This window comes from Alteromonas sp. CNT1-28 (assembly GCF_022348345.1).
Taxonomy (GTDB): Bacteria; Pseudomonadota; Gammaproteobacteria; order Enterobacterales; family Alteromonadaceae; genus Alteromonas; species Alteromonas macleodii.
In genome coordinates this window covers 168,041-185,091 of sequence record NZ_JAKREZ010000004.1, presented here as the reverse complement: position 1 = coordinate 185,091, position 17,051 = coordinate 168,041, and the positions used below count along the sequence as shown (strand labels likewise).

Here is a 17,051-nt window from a genome sequence, read left to right as displayed (position 1 = left end):
CGCCCTTGCCATTCGGATTATCTTCCCCTCAGTCAGGGTGATTCAGGTTTCTTTCAACCTGACGGGTTTGCCAGCTTCGCTGGGCAAACAAAAAAGCCCAGTGAACACTGGGCTTTTAAACATATTTAATGTGAAACTATTACGCGTCGTATGGGCTGCGTAAAACGATAGTTTCGTTTCTGTCAGGGCCTGTTGAAACGATATCAACCGGCACACCTGTGAGCTCTTCAAGACGCTTAATGTAGTTTTTCGCAGCTTGTGGAAGCGCTTCAAACTCAGTTACACCAAAAGTGTTGTCTGTCCAACCCGGCATTTCTTCATAAACTGGCGTCACTTTTTCGTAACCGTCAGCCGCCATAGGTGGAACGTCTTTCACGTTACCGTCTGCATCTTTGTAGCCTACACAAATTTGAAGGCTTTCAAGACCGTCTAGTACGTCAAGCTTAGTTAAGCAGAAACCTGTAATAGAGTTGATTTGTACTGCGCGTTTCATCGCAACTGCATCGAACCAACCCGTGCGGCGCTTACGACCTGTGGTCGCGCCAAACTCGTGACCTTTAACACCTAAGTGTTGGCCTACTTCACATTCTAGTTCAGTAGGGAAAGGACCTGAGCCTACACGCGTAGTGTATGCTTTAACAATACCCAGTACGTAATCTAGCTTAAGTGGGCCAAAGCCAGCACCCGTTGCTACACCACCCACGGTAGTGTTTGACGACGTAACATAAGGATAAGTACCGTGATCGATGTCTAGAAGTGTACCTTGTGCACCTTCAAACATAATAGGCAAGCCAGCATTGTGTGCTTTGTCTAGTTCGTCAGTTACATCAACAACCATTGCTTTAAGAATGTCAGCAACTTCCATTGCACCTTTTAAGGTTTCGTCAAAGTCTACTGCTTCTTCGCCATAGTACTGCGTAAGCGTGAAGTTATGCACGTCTAGCACTTCTTTCAGCTTTGCTGCGAAGTCTTCTGCATTAAACAAGTCGCCAACGCGTAATCCACGACGGGCTACTTTATCTTCATACGCTGGACCGATACCACGACCCGTTGTACCAATTGCTTTTGCGCCGCGGGCTTTTTCGCGCGCTACGTCTAGTGCAATGTGATAAGGAAGAATAAGCGGACAAGCTTCACTAATCTTTAATCGCTCGCGCACTGGAACGCCACGCTCTTCAAGCATAGTCATTTCTTTCATTAGTGCGTCAGGGCTTAGCACAACACCGTTACCAATAATACAGGTAACATTATCGCGTAGGATGCCTGATGGGATTAAGTGAAGTACGGTTTTTTCACCGTCGATTACTAGAGTGTGACCTGCATTGTGTCCGCCTTGGTAACGAACAACATATTTTGCGCGATCAGTGAGTAGGTCTACGACCTTGCCTTTACCCTCGTCACCCCATTGAGTGCCGAGTACCACAACGTTCTTTGCCATGAATCATATGTGTAAGAAAATTAGGCGGGGATTCTACAAAATTCTAGGGCAAGGATCATCTCTTTTTCGAACAAAAATACGACTATTTTATTTTTATTTTTGAAATCACAAAGATGACCCACTGCCGCTCGAGCCTTTTTGAAATAAGGCTTGGCTTCTTATTTTTCAGCACAAACATTCTAAGACGCTAATTTTTAAAGCTTTCTTAACATTACCTGGTAAAAAAGCTGAACAGACGGTCTATCGCAGTCTGCGCTATGCCCCATTTATATAACGTTTTGCTATTATTCGCGGGCATTGGATGCTTAAAAGCTAATGAGGTATTCAAAGGGCTGAAAATATACCTCTGAATGTTGAATACAGGTTTAAGAGCACACTTTTCAGTCAACGGTAAAGTCGCGCTCCTTTTCGTACTATGTATTATGGTAAAGCGTGTGGCAGTGTTTGATGAGTTCCGTTTTCACACCGCTTCACGCCTCTTAATGCCTAGATCTGGGCGCTAACTCAACTGAAATAAAACAGCAGTAGTGCGCCTATTATCACAAGGGTTCCGCCAATTTGACGCAGTTGATTGCTGGGCTGTTGGCTTATCTGAAGTAAATAATTGCGCCATTTATTAGGAAAAAGAAGCGGCCCTATTCCTTCTATAATAAGTACCAACGCTAAAGCGGGTAGTAGCCACTCCATAAAACTATCCTTAAATAAGTGTGACGTTAATATTTACGTATGTTTAAAGCAACGACTTACGCTTTCTGATTCAGTGCGGTTAAATCAATGTACTCAGGGGTGTGGTACAGACCAAAACCAAACCTTAAGCGGTTTCCTCTAAAATCGGTAAGGATATGGTGCTCTTTAAGCGCTGAAGCAAGGGCTTTTGTTTCATCGGCACTATCTAATTCAAAGGTAAGGAAATGCCCTCGGTTTGCTTCATCACTTACTGCTAGATGTTTTTCGTTTAGCAAGGGATGGTTGCAGGTAGCAAGTTTCTCTAGAAATGTGCGCTGCATGCCCATTACGTATTCGTTAACTGTAGCGACATCAATGCCATTGTCGTCGAACATACGAAGCACGGCTCTTAATCTGTAGAGCGCGGTAAAATCCATCGTCGCACCGGCAAAGCGCATTCCATCTAGGCTATATTGAACGCTGTCTTTGCCGCCAACCTTACGAGGCTTATCTAGCTCGCCAAACTCTGCAAACCAGCCAGTATATGCGGGTCTTAGCTCACAGCCCACGGGTACGTGCGCAAAACATGCGCCCTCTCCTGCCTGAGCATATTTGTAACTACCGGCAAGATAAAAGGCTCGGTGGGCAATGTTCGCTACATCGGTAGGCTTTGCCATAAACCCGTGATAGCCATCAACCACAATAAGGGTATTGTCGTTAGTTACGCTATTTACGATATCTGTGACATCGTTCACCACGTATCCAGAATTAAAAAACACCTGACTAAAGAAAACCAGCTCGGGATCGTGTTCGGCGATGGCAGCCTTAAAGCGCGACGCAAACGTATCGTAGGGTTTAGTAGGTACGGTAATAAGTTCTATCGCACCCTGCTCTTGCATCCTAGTCGCTTGGCGCTGAAAACTGTGAAACTCGCTGTCTGTCGACACTACTTTATAAGGCGCAGTACTATCGATGCAGCTCATTACGCGATAAAGCAGCTCATGGGTATTGGGCGCAAAAACGATTTGCTGTGGTGCTCCAGTGTTCAGTATGTTGCTAATGCGCTGCTGTAGCTCTGGCACTAAAGTTTGGAAGAAATATCCCCATTTTTCGTCAACATACTTAGCGCTGTCATCCCAGTAGTTGAGCATTGCATCACGCGTGCAGTCGGGCCAAAAGTAGTGGCTGTGACATGCATAATGCTGTTTACCTTTGTTCGCATTAAGAAAACCCGTATAAAAATGCTGATATGCCATGCTCTATTGCCCAATATAAAAACTGCGTAAACCCTATCAAATTTCCACCGTTTTCGCATGAATCTGCGCCTGCAACAAAACATTTATTTACAAATTAAGTGTAAATTGTTTTGCCCAAATCGACGTGCTTAGTGATATTTCTTATATAAACACAATCACAGCAAATTTTAAGAACTCTGCTATACCCTATAGAGGCAAGATGTTTTTGTTAGCCGAGTTAGCAAGCTCCGTCTGTTCCACGCAGACAAACATTAAAGGTATTTTATGCGTTTTCCTAAATACGGAAATTATTCATTGGATGTCTCAGGTAACGTACTTGAGGTGTTTGCAACCGGGGCGTGGAACCTGAAAACGACAGAGTTTTTTATAGAAGAAATGCATGAACTTATCGCTAAGTTCGACAATAAGCCTTGGGCTGCCCTAATGGACGGACGCCGCTGGGTGCTTTCTACGCCTGAATGCCAAACCCGTTTAGCAGAAGCAATAAAGGTGAACATTTCGCGAGGGCTCACACGCTCAGCTTACGTGCTGGATACCGGAATGGTTAGGCGGGCCCAATTAGAACGAACCCACCCATCTAAGCACCGTGACGCTGAATCAGCTAACTACGAGCGCGATTATTTTCAAAAGTATTTCGAAGCACTTAATTGGCTGCACAAAGAGGGGTTCTCCCCTATTCTCTCGCCTAAATAAATACAGCAATCGAATTAGAAATACACACGTTGACACTCGTCAGTATGCGTTCTCGTTCACCTGCAAGTACCAGCACGAACCTCCTGCAGTCAATTTATCAAAGTCAGACTCGACTCATTGTCCCCTACGACAGCCGCTAAAATGCTGACGTTGTTAATACAATAAGCTGTAAACTTTTCGGCGGTATTCCGACTTCAACGGGTCGCCGTCGGCAAGCGCATTCACCATATCCATCATTAGCTTTCTGGCGTCGCCAAACCCAAGTTCTTTCTTTAACACACTATAAAGAAGCTCTAGTGCATCTTGTGCTTTGTTCGCTTGCTGCAACTGTACCGCTAAATCAACTTTAAGCTGCAAGTCGTCTTGGTTCGCTTCTACCTCTGCTTGAAGCTGACGAATTTCAGGAGTGTCGGCGGCTTGTTCTGCCAATTCAATTTTTCCCGCTAAGCTCTTATAGCGAGAGTCTTGATCAACCAACTTAATTTCTTCCAATAACGCTTTGGCTGTATCGATCGATCCGGTCTCGATATAGCAATCAATAAGCATATATTTAGCGTTTACGTTATCTGGGTTAAGCGCTAGGGCTTCTTTAGCTGCGGGCAGTGCCTCTGCATAATCACCTTGCTGAATCGCTTTGCCAGCAGTGGCAAGTAGATCGTCTTCAGGATTAGGCAAATATTTAGCGAGCATTTCGCGAATTTGCTGCTCAGGTTGCACACCCGCAAAGCCGTCAACAGGCTGACCATTTTGCACCACCATCACCGTTGGTAGACTTCTAATACCAAACTGTGCAGCGACTTCTTGCTGGGCTTCGCAGTCTACTTTAGCCAGGATCAAGTGCTGGCTATATTCGCCCGCCAGCTTTTCCAAAATAGGCATAAGGTCTTTACAGGGCTCGCACCAATCTGCCCAAAAATCGATTAGCACCAGCTTATCTTGCGACGCTTCAATGATGATTTGTTGAAAGTTTTCTACCGTAATATCTACGATGGTTGCTTGGCTATTCGCAACGAGATTTTCCATAACGCAGGCCTTTAATTTCTTGTATTGAGAGGAATATGGGGCAGACGGCCTGAAATTACAAGGTTAAGGTAGGCTATCTTTGGTCACGCGCCTTGCACTAGGAAGCGCTTCTTAATTCGCCACTTTGTTGGATCTGCGCCAGTGAGCACGCATGTTTGCAAAAACTCATTCTCTTTTTGTCGTATTCACGACAATCTATTTCAGAATAGAATGTTAACGTAGTGTAAAATACTGCTACTAAGTCACTCTACTTCTATAAAATACATGCTTATGGCCGAGAGGGTTTTATGTCTACACAAACAAGCGCTGACACGCATTTTGCTTCATTCAAAGAGTTTTACCCGTTTTATTTAAATGAACATAGAGATAGTACATGCCGCACGCTTCATTTTATCGGCTCGTGGCTGGTTCTCGGCGTTATAGCACTAGCAGTATTTATGGCTAGCTGGTCGCTACTGTGGTTTATTCCGCTAGTAGGTTACGGTTTCGCTTGGGTAGGTCATTTCTTCTTTGAGAAAAATCGCCCTGCAACATTTAAACACCCGCTTTACAGCCTAATGGGCGACTGGGTCATGTTTAAAGATATTCTTGTAGGCAAAATTAGCCTTAAAGGCGAATAAAGCTCAAATGACTTAAAGGACGGCCAGCCCTCTATTAATAATGACAACCACCATTGCTAGCGCCCTGCGTTGTTAAACGTTGCGCTTAATGTTGGATATGTACTTTTAACGGACAATCCAGCCTCTTCACCGCACACGCTTTACATAAAAGAAACGAAAGCGATATGGTTAGAGATAACGTTCGCAGGTTGCTACATTTGCGTTAGGATTTACGCTAAGCACACGACAGCGAACATTCTACCTATCGCGCTCAGCGCAAAAAACAATAACAAAAGGAACAACTATGTTTGCGTCTCGTTTCGCCTTTCGACCAGTACGAAAAGGCTTATGTGTTACCTCGACTGCATTATCACTATTGGTTTTAGGTATAAGTCAGGCCAATGCATTGCAGGAATCTGCCTCTGATTCGACTAGCTTAAATGCGCTGACATACGATGACACCTTTAACTTAGAATTTGTGGCCAACCCACAGTTTCTTAATAAGGATACGGTAATTTATTCTCGTCAGAGCATGGATGTCATGACTGACGGAAGACAAAGCCGACTTTGGCAAGTAAATATTAAATCCGGTGAGCATCGCCCGTTTATTGGTGTAGATGAAAGCTTGTCACAGGCTACCTTATCGCCCAACGGTAAAATGGTGGCATATACAAAATCGGTCAACGGCCGCGTACAAATCCATCTCTATTACTTAGATACCATGCAGTCTGTGCGCTTGACCAACACCAGCGAAGCACCTCGTCAGTTAACCTGGTCTCATGACAGCAAAACCTTAGCCTTCACCCAGTTTACCGAAGAAAAGCAAAAGCCATTGTTTACCGGCATGCCGAGCAAGCCTAAAGGAGCAAAGTGGGCTGACCAAGGCACCTATATTGATGCGGTGCAGTATAGAGGTGACGGAAGAGGCTACTTGCGTGAAGGCTTTGACCAGATATTTGTTCTGCCTGTTGAAGGCGGTACGCCGCGTCAGTTAACAACTGGAAAATTCCCTAGCGGCGGCACCCTTTCTTTCTCTAAAGAGAATGACTGGATTTATTTCGCCACACCACAACGAGAAGACTACGCGCTGCACCCTTAGTTTAGCGACATCTATAAAGTGAATGTGAATACAGCGGCAGTTGAACAAGTTACCGATATCGAAGGGCCTGAAGGTAGACCAACCTTGAGTCCCGACGGAAAATACCTTGCATTTACTCAGCTCAACGACAGAAAGCTTTCTTATCAGAATGGCGACCTTGTGGTACTTGAGCTTGAAAGTGGTGACATCAGCCGTTTAACTACGTCACTAGATAGAAGCTTAGGCAAATTTGAGTGGCGCAAAGACAGCCGAGGATTAATCTTTTCTTACCTTGATCACGGCGAAACTAAACTTGCTGCAGTGAGCCTGAAAGGCGATGTGAAACCTATCGACGTTAGCATAGGTGGACAAGCTTTTGGACGCCCTTACACGTCGGGCGACTTCGCAGTTAGTGATAAAGGCGACATTGTTTACACCACGGCAAGCCGCACTGTGCCTGGCGACCTGGCGCTTTATAGAAAAGGCAAAGATGATACGCAACTCACCGATTTAAACAGCGATGCACTTGGTCATAAAACGCTGGCAGAAGTACAAGACCTTTCCGTAGTATCAAGTGTGGACGAGCTACCTATCGACGCATGGATTGCTTTGCCACCAGGATTTGATAGCAGCAAAAAATACCCGCTAATTTTAGAAATTCATGGCGGCCCACATGCAGCCTACGGCCCTCACTTTGCCATGGAAATTCAGCTAATGGCCGCGCAAGGTTATGTCGTGGTATGGGCTAACCCAAGGGGCAGCAGCTCTTACGGTGAAGACTTTGGTAATTTGATCCACCATAACTACCCATCAGAAGATTATAACGACCTAATGGATGTGGTAGACGCGGTTGTTAAGCAAGGCTATATAGATTCAGAGAATCTGTTTATTACTGGCGGCTCAGGCGGCGGAACCCTTACCGCATGGTCCATTGGTAAAACTGACCGCTTTAGTGCAGCTGTTGTGGCGAAGCCGGTTATTAACTGGATGAGCTTTTCATTGACTGCCGACGCATACCCGTACTTCAGCAACTATTGGATGGCAGATATGCCATGGACTATCGCGGATAAACTCTGGCAGCGTAGCCCTTTGAGCTTAGTGGGCAACGTAGTAACACCCACTATGCTGCTAACCGGTGAAGCCGATCACCGTACGCCAATCAGCGAGACAGAGCAGTATTATCAAGCGCTGAAGTTACAAGGTGTAGATGCTGCGATGGTGCGAATTCCAGGGGCTTCACACGGCATTGCAAGCCGCCCTTCTCGCTTAATACAGAAAGTAGGAAATATTGTGGCGTGGTTTGAACGCTACAAGAAGAATAACGACGGCGAATAAGTCAATACGAGACCCGATGTCCTTATAAATAAAAAAGGCGCTTACTTCATTTTACAATAACAATGAAGTGGCGCCTTTTCTCATTCTACGTCTTATACCAGAATTTGAAAGGGAACAGCCATTCCTGCATTCCCACGCTTCGCTATGAAGCTTGCCAGCGCCTTCTGAGTGAGCACTTATCTATGCGGACTGGTACTATGCTATTTGGTTAGCTTTAATACTTTGCCGTTCGGTGCATCGGTCAGTAAGTAAATGGCACCTTCTGGGCCAACTTCAACGTCGCGAATACGGGCGTGATTGCCACGAACATATTCAAACTGCTCTGCGGGCTTTCCATCTTCTACTTTTATGCGACGAAGGTGAGTAAACTTCAACGACCCCACCAGTACATCCCCATTCCATTCTTTGAACATTTCACCTTGGTAGAACGTTAGGCCGCTTGGCGCAATTGATGGGTCCCAATACACCCAAGGCTGCTTCATGCCATCCATATGGGTTTTGTCGCTGATAATGTCGCCACTATAGTCAACGCCATAGGTAATCACAGGCCAACCGTAGTTTGCACCGCGTTCAAGGATATTGATTTCATCACCACCTTTCGGGCCATGCTCCATCGCCCATACCGCACCAGTTTCAGGATGAACAGTAACGCCTTGCACGTTGCGGTGACCATAGCTGAATATTTCAGGGGCTTTGCCGTCTGTGAATGGGTTATCTTCTACTGCGCTGCCGTCACGGTTTATGCGTACAATTTTACCGAAGTGGTTATCGGTGTTCTGCGCTTCTTTCATGTACTTGTAGCGGTCGCCCATGGTGATGTACAAGTGCTTTTTAGCATCGAACGCTAAACGACAGCCAAAGTGAAAGCCGTTATCCACAATTGAGTCGGCACTAAAGATAACGTCAACATTTTCAAGGCCTGAGTCGGTAAGCTTAGCCTTTGCAACACTGCTACTGCTGCCCGGCTTGCCCTCAACCTCACTCGCTTTGCTGTAACAGAAGTAGATAGTGTTGTTGCTGGCAAAATCCGGGTCGATAGCGATGTCCAACATACCACCTTGGTTTTGCGCAACCACCTTAGGCACATTACCTAGACGTCCTGACAACTTACCGTCTTTTGATAAACGCTGAATGCCACCTTCACGTTCCGTAACTAGCAGATCGCCATTTGGCAAAAATGCCATTCCCCAAGGATGAACAAGCCCTTCAGCGAGCGTGGTTACGGTAATATCGCTGTCGGTGATTTCATGCGCTTCGCCATGTTTATGATCTCCGTGAGCTAAAGCGGATTGGCTGATCGTAAGCGCCAATACACAAGTAAGTGACTGCGCTAGCGCGCTCACAGGTTTGAATGGTACAGCTAAAATAGTTGATGGTTTCATCGCTAGGAGCCTCATTTTAAAAAGCCGTGTGCGCGTTCACACAGGCTTCTTCTATTATTCTTAGTGGAAGGCAGTATACAAAAAAGGGCACAGCGCTGCTGTACCCTTTGTGATAATTTTACTTGCTTATGCGATAAAGGTGACTGGCCGATTAAGCCTATGTTAAATCACTGTCACCGCACTTATGTAGCGATTTACTTCGGTAATGTTGCACGAAGCATCCACGCAGTTTTTTCATGAACGCGCATACGATCGCCAATTAACGCTGCAGATGACTCATCGTCAGCGTCTTGCGCTAGCTTTAACGATTCACGGCAGGTTTTCACAACTTGCTCATGACCGTGAGTTAACAATCTCACCATTTCCGTCGCTTCAGGTACACCTTCCACTTCTTCAATTGAACTAAGCTCAGCGAACGACTTATATGTGCCCGGTGCAGCAACACCTAGAGTACGAATACGCTCTGCAATTTCGTCTACCGCTTCGGCAAGCTCTGTGTAATGCTCTTCAAACATTAGGTGCAATTCACGGAACTGCGGACCTTCTACGTTCCAGTGAAAATTATGCGTTTGAAGGTACAAAGTGTAAGAGTCGGCCAATAGCTTTTTAAGGCCTTCTGCTACTGCGTTACGATCGCTCTCAGAAATACCAATATCAATCTTGCTCATGTCACACTCCTTAACGTTAAAACCCTTTTTAGATTTACCTTCAGTCCATTCATCGGCGCTGAAAAATCTTGGTTTAAATAATATAAGTTAATTGTACTACAGAAATTTTGATTTAGATTAACGGTTTAGTTGATTGCATTCATCGCATTAATCGATGACTTTATACATTCTGCCTTAGCCACTCTATTAATGGTGGTGATGGTGGCTTTCGCCCGCTTCTCTTTTAACAGGTAGCAAAACCGGTAGTTCGCTCGCATCGCTAAATGTGAGGGTTAGTGCTACTTCGCTGCCCTCTTCTAATCCTTTGGTCAGCCCCATCAACATGATATGACGGCCGCCTGATTCAAAAGAGACCATTTCGCCCGCTTTTATTATAACGCCGTCAGTTAGCTCACGCATTTTCATCACGTCTTCCTCCATCACCGTTGTGTGGATTTGCGCTTCACTTGCTACATCGCTTGATACTGAAACAGACGTCAGTGTTTTATCGCTGTCACTATGATTATGCAAAGTAAAGTACACTGCGCCGGTTTTTGCCAAAGCAAAGGTCGCTCTGGCATAACCATTCATTACCATTACTTCTGATTGCTTACTGGCGTGCTTGTGCTGCTCTTTTGGCATGTGATGGTTATCATGGTCATTGCCATGCGCGTAAATAGTCGCAGACATGCTTAAAGAAAATAAGCCAGTTACGATAACTAACGGTTTAAGTGATTTGGAAAAAAATGACATACAGTCTGCTCCGAATGAATACTCGTAAGCAAGTGTACGTAAGATTGGCATAGGAAAAAAGAAAAATGGTGCCGACTGCCGGAATCGAACTGGCGACCTACTGATTACAAGTCAGTTGCTCTACCAACTGAGCTAAGTCGGCACACTTTAAAAACCGCTGCCTAGACAGCGGATGCGTATTCTAGCGATAAACGCGTGGGTGTCAACCTTTTAATCGCGTTGCTTCACCAACTAATTTTGGGAAGTACTCAAGTGGTAAATATTTGCTCAATGCCATGAGCTTTTCACCCAAGCTTTCATAACTATTCGTGGTGACATTGATGTGTCCCATCTTGCGCTTTTCACGAACAGATTTTCCGTACCAGTGAAGATGACTGCCATCGATGCTTAGCAAATCGCGCGAGAAGCTGCTGCAACCAATAATGTTGACCATAGCGCTTGGACCAATGGCTGACGTGTCACCAAGAGGTAATCCACAGACTGCACGTAAGTGATTTTCAAACTGGCTGGTTACAGCGCCCGACTGGCTCCAGTGCCCAGAATTATGTACACGAGGAGCAAGTTCGTTTACAAGTAGCTTGTCGCCTACTTGGAATAGTTCCACAGCCAGCACACCGACGTAGTTCATACCCTCAGCAAGTTTCACAAAAATATCGTGAGCCTGGGTCTGAAGTGCATCATCAACGTTAGTCGCTGGTGCAACCGACACATGAAGTTGACCTTGGTGATGCAAATTTTCAGCAAGTGGATAGGTGCGTACGTCGCCATTAGCATTGCGTACACCGATTAATGACAACTCTCTGTCGAAAGCCACCATTTTTTCAACCACTAAAGGCACAGTCTGCAAATCTAATCCCTGAAGTGCATTTTTTAGTTCAGGTAAGTCAGCCTCATCACTTAAACGCCATTGACCATATCCGTCATAGCCATCGCGGCTAGCCTTAAGAATGAGTTTGCTACCCAACTGCTTTACGCAATCGTCTAACTGGGCAAGGTCGGTAACTATTTGGTGCTCACAATTTGCCACCTGCATGCTTTCAAGCAGCTTTTTCTCACGTACGCGATCGGCGCCAACAAGAATGCTGTCAATATTTGGCATCAACTTGTTTGTTTTCGCCGCGTCTTCAAGAAGCCTTTCAGGTACATGCTCAAATTCTACTGTAAGAGCATCTGCACCTTCTAGTGCTTGAGCAAGTGAGATTTCAAGAGGGGTTTTGCTAACTGGATGTACAACGGTATCGTTGTTTACGTCCACAGCTTGAACGTCAATACCTAACGGGCTTCCCGCCAGGTACATCATTTGAGCAAGTTGGCCTGCGCCGTAAACGACTACTCTCATTCATCTAGCTCCAACGTATTGCTTGAAGCAAGTACCGTATCAGTTTGCGATTTTCTAAAAGCGATAACGGCATTGCGTACGCTTTCGTCTTGCAGCGCAACAACTTGTGCCGCGAGAAGACCCGCATTTGCTGCACCAGCCTCACCTATTGCCAGTGTACCTACCGCAACACCTTTCGGCATTTGAACGATAGAAAGCAGTGAGTCTAATCCGTTGAGCGCCTTTGATTTAACCGGGCAGCCAAACACAGGTAAATGCGTGTGTGCAGCAATCATACCCGGTAAGTGAGCTGCGCCGCCTGCGCCAGCAATGATTGCGCTAAAACCTTTATCTGCAGCGCTTTCTGCAAACTCTACTAGCAAGTTGGGTGTACGGTGCGCCGACACCACCTTCGCTTCAAATTCAACACCAAACGACTTCAGCATTTTTGCGGCCTGCTGCATAGTAGGCCAGTCTGAAGTTGAACCCATTACAATCGCGACTTTTGCCATCTAGAGATCCTCGGGGTAGGTAAAGTGGACAACCTTGGAAAGGCCGCGATTGTAGCGTAAAACCGTTCAAAATCCCACCGTAAATGGCGTCAATTATAGCGCCACTCGCTTAAGGGTTGTTGAGGCTACTCTCTTATAAGGGTGATCTATCTCTTCGCTGTCAGTCGTATTAACTATAATTAATTTATGTAGAAAAGTTGCCTGACTACACGGATTAACGAACGCTTTTATTTCCACATTTTGCGACGTTGACCATGAACGGGCGTTAGAGGTTATTGATGACAGATAAACACGAACCCGACGTACTTGATGAGGTGATAGAAGAAGTACAAGACGTGGTCTCTGACTTCTTAAATCGCGAAGCCGCTCCCGGCATATTGTTAATGGGTGCAACGATTCTTGCGCTCATTATTGCTAATTCTCCCCTAGATACGCTTTACGATCATTTAATCAGTATGCCGGTACAAATATCAGCCGGTACGTGGGCTATCGATAAGCCATTATTGCTGTGGATTAACGACGGGTTAATGGCGGTGTTCTTTTTTCACGTGGGTCTGGAACTGAAGCGGGAAATCTGCGAAGGTGAATTGGCCAATCCCAAAGATATTATTTTACCCGCAGCGGGTGCTGTAGGTGGTATGGCACTACCCGCCTTGATATACGTAGGCATCAACTGGGACAACCCCGTAGCCATTGCAGGGTGGGCAATTCCCGCCGCTACTGACATCGCGTTTGCGTTAGGTATTTTGGCGCTACTAGGTAGTCGAGTACCTACGAGCCTGAAAGTTTTCTTAGTCACCCTGGCTATTATTGACGATATCGGTGCTATCGTAATTATTGCCCTGTTTTACACCGAGCACATTACCGCGGGTGCGCTGTATATTGCTGCAGGTTGTTTATTGCTGTTGTGGCAAATGAATAAACGCAATGTGGTAGATATTCCGCCTTATGTTTTTGTGGGAATCATTCTGTGGGTAGCCATGTTGAAGTCAGGCGTTCACGCCACACTGGCAGGTGTCGTACTTGCTGGCTTTATTCCTATGCGGGATGAGAAAGACGAATCTTATTCTCCGGTAACGCGACTAGAGCACGGTTTGAATGGCTCGGTGAGTTTCGCGATCCTACCTTTATTCGCCTTCGCTAACGCCGGCATAAGTTTTGGTAACATCAGTCCGGAGGGTATTTTCCATCCTGTTACCTTTGGGATCTTTCTTGGCTTGGTTGTGGGTAAACAAATTGGCGTATTCGGTTTTTGCTACTTAATGGTGAAGTTAAAGCTGGCTAAGTTACCAGAGGATCTTAACTTCAAGCATATCTATGGCTGTGCGCTACTTTGCGGTGTTGGCTTTACAATGAGCTTATTCATTGGGGGACTGGCCTTTGCACAGACAGGTATCAATCAAATTTTTGACGAGCGTGTGGGCATTTTAACCGGCTCTCTTGTCTCGGCGTGCTTAGGGTATATTGTACTGCGATTCGTTAGCGAAGCGCCGAGCGATAACACTGATGTAGCCTCAAACGCGAGCAAGTTCACGGGCAATACAGTCAAATAGAACCTGCTTGCGAATAGGCTTACTTAAATGCGCATTCATGCCTGCTTCTAAGCAGGCATTTTTGTCTTCGATAAACGCATTGGCGGTTAAGGCGATGATCCTGACCGAGTCCTTATTCCTGCCTTCACTTCGAATAAGTTTCGATGCTGTATGACCATCCATGATCGGCATTTGGCAATCCATTAAAATTACGTCGAAATCGTGCCTCTTCTCGGCCTTAACAGCATCTTGCCCGTTTTTCGTTCTAATACATTTGATGTTGGACGATTTGAGCATGTCCATGACGATTTCAGCATTAATGTCGTTGTCTTCAGCCAATAAAACCCGTAATCCATCGGGTAATGACGGAATCACTTCATTTTCTGCATGCTCTTTTTCTTCACTTACTGTGGCAGGAATGTGGAAGGTGAAGCTTGTTCCTTTACCCAGTTCACTTTCAACATAAAGCTCACCACCAAGAAGCTCAACCAAACCTTTAGAAATGGCCAAACCTAATCCTGTGCCACCAAAATTTCGAGTGGTGGACGGATCGGCTTGCTCAAACTTATCAAAAATAAGGCGTAGTTTGTTGGGAGCAATGCCTATTCCCGTATCGGTAACCGAAATTTTAAGTCCTTGGTGGGCATAGCTGACGTTAACCGTCACGACACCATCGCTGGTGAACTTAATCGCGTTACTAAGTAAGTTATTGATGATTTGGCTCACCTTCCCTGCATCAATGTTCAGTGCGTTAGGTACGCCCTGATTAATATACAAAGCAATATCGTACCCTTTTACTTGCGCAGCGTGACGGTAGAGGTCACAAGAAGCTTCAAGTAACTCGCGAATGGCACAACTTTGAATATCGGTGAGCATTTTACCCGATTCAATCTTCGACCAATCTAAGATACTGTCCAGGATGATAAGTAGATTGCTAGCAGAGCGTGAAATTGTTTTGGCTCTAGCCGAAACATTTTCCGGCAACTCGTTCTCGAGCATCAATTCACATGAGCCAATAATGCCGTTCATTGGCGTTCTGATCTCGTGACTCATGTTAGCGAGAAACTGCGTTTTCGCCACATTAGCGGCTTCCGCTTCTTTAAGCGCTAACGCAAGGTGCTCGGTTTTCTCTTCTATGCGCTTTTCCAAAGACTGATTCAATTCCCCTAGCTCGACATTCAGGCTTTGCTCTACTTCTCTTGCAACCTTTAGCTCTTCAAATGCATCGAGCAATCGGGCTTCTAAACTCACGAACTCATCGCTTAGCGACGAGAGCTCTTGAATGTGCAGTGCCCTTTGTGGTGCTTTAACAACTTCTTTTTGTGTAGGGTCGAATTCGGCAATATAGCGAACCAGGCGACGAATAGGCGCGCCGACCATTTTTGCGACTACGTATCCAGTGAATGTTCCAAATGCAGATAATGCCAATAGCAGCAGTAAGTCTTTTAGCAAATAATTACTCATTGATGCCATTAACAGTCGTTTGTCGAAGTAATAGCTGACTTTCCAGCTAGCAAAAGGCATATCTTTCGCTAACCTCAACCATGTTTTCCCCTGAGGCCCGTTCTCCACCTCAACAGCACAATCAGGTTCACAAATATAAAAAGGTGCTTTAGTGAGTGGCTTCATCTTCAGGCCTTTAGATGCATAGATAACTTCGCCTTTTTGATCCTCAATGAGCATCAAAAAACCACCTAAGCTTAAGTTATCAATAGCAGAAAAGCTCTTTAACGATAAAGAGCCCTCTACAATACCTTTTGGAGTGCCATCTGCATCTGTAATAGGAGCTGACAAGGCTACAATTGGATCGTTACCAAAACCTCGGCCTTGAAATACATTTGAAAGGAATGGTTTACCTGTCTGCATGACTTCAAAGAAATACGGCCTGTAAGCCACATTTGACAAGCCGCTTTGTTTTGCCTTATCCAACAGGCTAGGCGGGTAAGCGTGGGTAAGATCGCCATTGTCATCTGCAATGAGGAAGGTCAAAAATTCTGGATTGTGCGATGCCAACACCCGCAAATTTGTCACCGCTGCATTATCGAAATCGCTGTTTGATACCTCGCTAGACAACACTTGCGCTGCGCTAATAATGGCACTTTGGTGTTGCTGAATAAAATTCGAAAGTTGGAACTCCAGCACATTCACCCGCTGCGACATGTAACTGTGAATTTGTCTTTCTTGCTGATGTTGAAACAGACTTACCGACAAATAAATTACTGCCATGGAAGCAACGAAGAAGCAACCGGAAAAGAAGTACCCAAAAAGAAAGTGCAGCGTAACCCGCTCGGACTTACTTGATGTTTGTCGCTTAAGCCCGTGGACTGCCAAATACGAAAAGTGTCCGGTTACAAGACCAAATACACCGCTTACCCAGGTGACCAGCACACCCGAAAACAGCATATTTGCGTTATCGCCATCATAAAGAGAATGCTCTAAAACGAGAATGGGCAGAAAGACAATAGACCAAAAGCCTGCGCCTACTTTTATCACCTGTTTAAGCGACTTGTTATAGCCAAAAAAGCTAAGCACGATAGGCAGTAGAGTAAGGCTTTCCTTTCCAACTATGCTCCCGTCGTTAAGCCATAAGGGAAGGCTGACAACAAGTGCAATAGGAATGGAAATAAAAGGAGAAAACCGAAGTGAAGCGTAGACTGCCGCACCTATGCCAAATGTAGCTATCCCTGTGCTATCAAAGGGTGGGTTGAGAGCATTAAGACCCGCACCTAACACACATACAAGCAGTGCTTGAAGGGCCAGAGACCATGAAAAAGAAAATGAAATACTGCCAATTTTCAACGCATGTCTCCGGCGGATAG

Annotated in this window: 13 protein-coding genes, 1 tRNA gene and 1 pseudogene; 4 read left to right on the top strand and 11 right to left on the bottom strand. The window is 45.5% G+C overall.

What is annotated here, in order from left to right:
* Positions 1 to 139 precede the first annotated feature (139 nt).
* The 3 genes from MHN02_RS04170 to MHN02_RS04160 all read right to left on the bottom strand — a co-directional run bounded on the left by MHN02_RS04170 (position 140) and on the right by MHN02_RS04160 (position 3,360).
* Positions 140 to 1,438 (bottom strand): adenylosuccinate synthase, encoded by a 1,299-nt coding sequence (locus MHN02_RS04170; protein WP_014948109.1) that lies wholly within the window; start codon positions 1,436 to 1,438, stop codon positions 140 to 142.
* 504 nt (positions 1,439 to 1,942) lie between these two features.
* Positions 1,943 to 2,125, bottom strand: coding sequence for a DUF2065 domain-containing protein (locus tag MHN02_RS04165; RefSeq protein ID WP_014948108.1), 183 nt, complete (start codon positions 2,123 to 2,125; stop codon positions 1,943 to 1,945).
* 56 nt (positions 2,126 to 2,181) lie between these two features.
* On the bottom strand, positions 2,182 to 3,360 hold the full coding sequence (locus MHN02_RS04160; protein ID WP_239244697.1) for an aminotransferase class V-fold PLP-dependent enzyme: 1,179 nt from the start codon (positions 3,358 to 3,360) through the stop codon (positions 2,182 to 2,184).
* 264 nt (positions 3,361 to 3,624) lie between these two features.
* On the opposite strand from MHN02_RS04160, the gene MHN02_RS04155 reads away from it, so the two are divergent.
* Positions 3,625 to 4,053: a hypothetical protein gene (locus MHN02_RS04155; protein WP_014948106.1), complete on the top strand. Its 429-nt coding sequence runs from the start codon at positions 3,625 to 3,627 to the stop codon at positions 4,051 to 4,053.
* A gap of 153 nt (positions 4,054 to 4,206) precedes the next feature.
* Here the strand turns inward: MHN02_RS04155 and trxA are convergent, their stop codons facing one another.
* Entirely contained in the window at positions 4,207 to 5,076 is an 870-nt protein-coding gene (trxA, locus tag MHN02_RS04150; RefSeq protein ID WP_239244695.1) for a thioredoxin, read from the bottom strand.
* 287 nt (positions 5,077 to 5,363) lie between these two features.
* On the opposite strand from trxA, the gene MHN02_RS04145 reads away from it, so the two are divergent.
* Positions 5,364 to 5,696, top strand: coding sequence for a DUF962 domain-containing protein (locus tag MHN02_RS04145; protein WP_014948104.1), 333 nt, complete (start codon positions 5,364 to 5,366; stop codon positions 5,694 to 5,696).
* Between the two features lie 283 nt (positions 5,697 to 5,979).
* A pseudogene (locus MHN02_RS21780) lies at positions 5,980 to 8,088 on the top strand (S9 family peptidase).
* Positions 8,089 to 8,288: 200 nt separating this feature from the next.
* Here the strand turns inward: MHN02_RS21780 and MHN02_RS04130 are convergent.
* From MHN02_RS04130 to purE, 6 genes are all read right to left on the bottom strand, one after another.
* Entirely contained in the window at positions 8,289 to 9,470 is a 1,182-nt protein-coding gene (locus tag MHN02_RS04130) for a PQQ-dependent sugar dehydrogenase (RefSeq protein ID WP_239244689.1), read from the bottom strand.
* A 194-nt stretch (positions 9,471 to 9,664) separates the two neighbouring features.
* On the bottom strand, positions 9,665 to 10,138 hold the full coding sequence (locus MHN02_RS04125; protein ID WP_014948101.1) for a Dps family protein: 474 nt from the start codon (positions 10,136 to 10,138) through the stop codon (positions 9,665 to 9,667).
* A 186-nt stretch (positions 10,139 to 10,324) separates the two neighbouring features.
* Entirely contained in the window at positions 10,325 to 10,870 is a 546-nt protein-coding gene (locus MHN02_RS04120) for a copper chaperone PCu(A)C (RefSeq protein ID WP_239244687.1), read from the bottom strand.
* A 66-nt stretch (positions 10,871 to 10,936) separates the two neighbouring features.
* Positions 10,937 to 11,012: transfer RNA gene (locus tag MHN02_RS04115), tRNA-Thr, on the bottom strand.
* Positions 11,013 to 11,072: 60 nt separating this feature from the next.
* Positions 11,073 to 12,209: a 5-(carboxyamino)imidazole ribonucleotide synthase gene (locus MHN02_RS04110; RefSeq protein ID WP_239244685.1), complete on the bottom strand. Its 1,137-nt coding sequence runs from the start codon at positions 12,207 to 12,209 to the stop codon at positions 11,073 to 11,075.
* Positions 12,206 to 12,700 (bottom strand): 5-(carboxyamino)imidazole ribonucleotide mutase, encoded by a 495-nt coding sequence (gene purE, locus MHN02_RS04105; RefSeq protein WP_239244683.1) that lies wholly within the window; start codon positions 12,698 to 12,700, stop codon positions 12,206 to 12,208. Before purE ends, MHN02_RS04110 begins: the two co-directional genes overlap by 4 nt.
* Before the next feature lie 278 nt (positions 12,701 to 12,978).
* On the opposite strand from purE, the gene nhaA reads away from it, so the two are divergent.
* Positions 12,979 to 14,253: a Na+/H+ antiporter NhaA gene (gene nhaA / locus MHN02_RS04100; protein WP_014948097.1), complete on the top strand. Its 1,275-nt coding sequence runs from the start codon at positions 12,979 to 12,981 to the stop codon at positions 14,251 to 14,253.
* On the opposite strand, the gene MHN02_RS04095 is transcribed toward nhaA, so the two are convergent.
* The gene (locus MHN02_RS04095) at positions 14,215 to 17,031 is read right to left on the bottom strand and encodes an ATP-binding protein (protein ID WP_239244681.1); all 2,817 of its coding nucleotides are present in this window, start codon (positions 17,029 to 17,031) and stop codon (positions 14,215 to 14,217) included. The genes nhaA and MHN02_RS04095 overlap by 39 nt on opposite strands.
* Positions 17,032 to 17,051: the final 20 nt, after the last annotated feature.

What these genes read in the sequence shown, in the direction of transcription:
- MHN02_RS04170 (WP_014948109.1), bottom strand. Translation starts at nt 1,438, where the DNA reads ATGGCAAAGAACGTTGTGGTACTCGGCACTCAATGGGGTGACGAGGGT.
- MHN02_RS04165 (WP_014948108.1), bottom strand. Translation starts at nt 2,125, where the DNA reads ATGGAGTGGCTACTACCCGCTTTAGCGTTGGTACTTATTATAGAAGGA.
- MHN02_RS04160 (WP_239244697.1), bottom strand. Translation starts at nt 3,360, where the DNA reads ATGGCATATCAGCATTTTTATACGGGTTTTCTTAATGCGAACAAAGGT.
- MHN02_RS04155 (WP_014948106.1), top strand. Translation starts at nt 3,625, where the DNA reads ATGCGTTTTCCTAAATACGGAAATTATTCATTGGATGTCTCAGGTAAC.
- trxA (WP_239244695.1), bottom strand. Translation starts at nt 5,076, where the DNA reads ATGGAAAATCTCGTTGCGAATAGCCAAGCAACCATCGTAGATATTACG.
- MHN02_RS04145 (WP_014948104.1), top strand. Translation starts at nt 5,364, where the DNA reads ATGTCTACACAAACAAGCGCTGACACGCATTTTGCTTCATTCAAAGAG.
- MHN02_RS04130 (WP_239244689.1), bottom strand. Translation starts at nt 9,470, where the DNA reads ATGAAACCATCAACTATTTTAGCTGTACCATTCAAACCTGTGAGCGCG.
- MHN02_RS04125 (WP_014948101.1), bottom strand. Translation starts at nt 10,138, where the DNA reads ATGAGCAAGATTGATATTGGTATTTCTGAGAGCGATCGTAACGCAGTA.
- MHN02_RS04120 (WP_239244687.1), bottom strand. Translation starts at nt 10,870, where the DNA reads ATGTCATTTTTTTCCAAATCACTTAAACCGTTAGTTATCGTAACTGGC.
- MHN02_RS04110 (WP_239244685.1), bottom strand. Translation starts at nt 12,209, where the DNA reads ATGAGAGTAGTCGTTTACGGCGCAGGCCAACTTGCTCAAATGATGTAC.
- purE (WP_239244683.1), bottom strand. Translation starts at nt 12,700, where the DNA reads ATGGCAAAAGTCGCGATTGTAATGGGTTCAACTTCAGACTGGCCTACT.
- nhaA (WP_014948097.1), top strand. Translation starts at nt 12,979, where the DNA reads ATGACAGATAAACACGAACCCGACGTACTTGATGAGGTGATAGAAGAA.